This window comes from Priestia sp. BR_2, from assembly GCF_041954005.1.
Taxonomy (GTDB): Bacteria; Bacillota; Bacilli; order Paenibacillales; family Paenibacillaceae; genus Paenibacillus_AQ; species Paenibacillus_AQ lautus_A.
Genome location: NZ_JAVFHM010000266.1, coordinates 1 through 1,053, shown reverse-complemented (window position 1 = coordinate 1,053; position 1,053 = coordinate 1). Strand labels below are relative to the sequence as shown.

2 protein-coding genes are annotated in these 1,053 nt (G+C 32.0%); both read left to right on the top strand.

Annotated elements, in window-relative coordinates; translation table 11 throughout:
- On the top strand, window positions 1–392 hold a 392-nt coding region (locus RB298_RS20680), incomplete at its 5' end, for an AHH domain-containing protein (protein WP_486048332.1).
- A complete protein-coding gene (locus RB298_RS20675) occupies window positions 389–877 on the top strand; it encodes a cytoplasmic protein (RefSeq protein WP_486048330.1) in 489 nt (162 codons plus the stop codon). The genes RB298_RS20680 and RB298_RS20675, both read left to right, overlap by 4 nt.
- Window positions 878–1,053 lie beyond the last annotated feature (176 nt).

Genomic DNA, 1,053 nt, shown 5'->3' with positions numbered 1-1,053 from the left:
ATATAATTCCTTCTCAATTAAATAAACATCCAGTTATTAAAAAAATTGGAATGGAAATGAATGACTCTACAAACGGTATATTTTTACCTATACCTTCTGACGATGTTAGTAGTCTATCTAGACATAGAGGCTTTCATAGCGTTTATAACAATGTTGTAAGAAAACAGCTTGATAAAATGGATGTTAATCAAGATATAGCAGTGTTAGAAAAACAAGTATATGAACTACAACAAAAGCTAAAAAAGGGAGTGGAAAATGGATTACCGTTATATAAGACTAAAATAAATAATATCGAGGAATTTTACAAAAGTGGTAAAAATAAAAAACTGCCTGTTTGGAACAGAGGCGGTGGAGCAACCGAAGAGTTATGGGAAAGGTGGTTATCTAAATGAAATTTGGTGAAAACACTAAATTAGTAGAAGAAGTAATGGATTTTATTCGTAATGATAAGATGTTTAATAAGAATAACTTTCATGTAAATAACTTAGAGGTAATAAATGATTTCAATGAAGCCCAAAACCTTGCCTGGTCTCAGGACTCAAGTGAAGTCGATACTGTATGGGAATATGTTAAATCACAGGAAGCAGAAAGTATTGTTGAAAAGGTATATGATTTGGATTTAGTAACTCAGCAAGATGATTTATATGATTTTTTTAGTGACCATGACAATTACTCGAATGACTTTCTTCCTTTTGATTATATTGATATTAATGAGGAAGTTGAGGGAGACCTCACGATGTGTGCATTAAATCGATTAGTTAATGGGAAAACAGATAATTTTTATGAAAAAATCTTTGAAGTTTATAAGCAAGGAGGTTGGCCTTGTGGGTGGAAGGGGACATACCCTATTGGTGAAATTATTGTGTATGTGTCTTAAATTAAATGAATTTCAAACCTTGATGGCAAAGTGCCTTTCAAGGTTTCTTTTTTGTGGTAGGGCCCCCTAGTGACTCATAGTTCATTTTTTATTCAGAGAATATAAGTAACTCCTTAAATCCCCATATTATGTTTTTACGAATTATATAGGACGTACAACACCTTTTAAACGTATGC

What these genes read in the sequence shown, in the direction of transcription:
- RB298_RS20675 (WP_486048330.1), top strand. Translation starts at nt 389, where the DNA reads ATGAAATTTGGTGAAAACACTAAATTAGTAGAAGAAGTAATGGATTTT.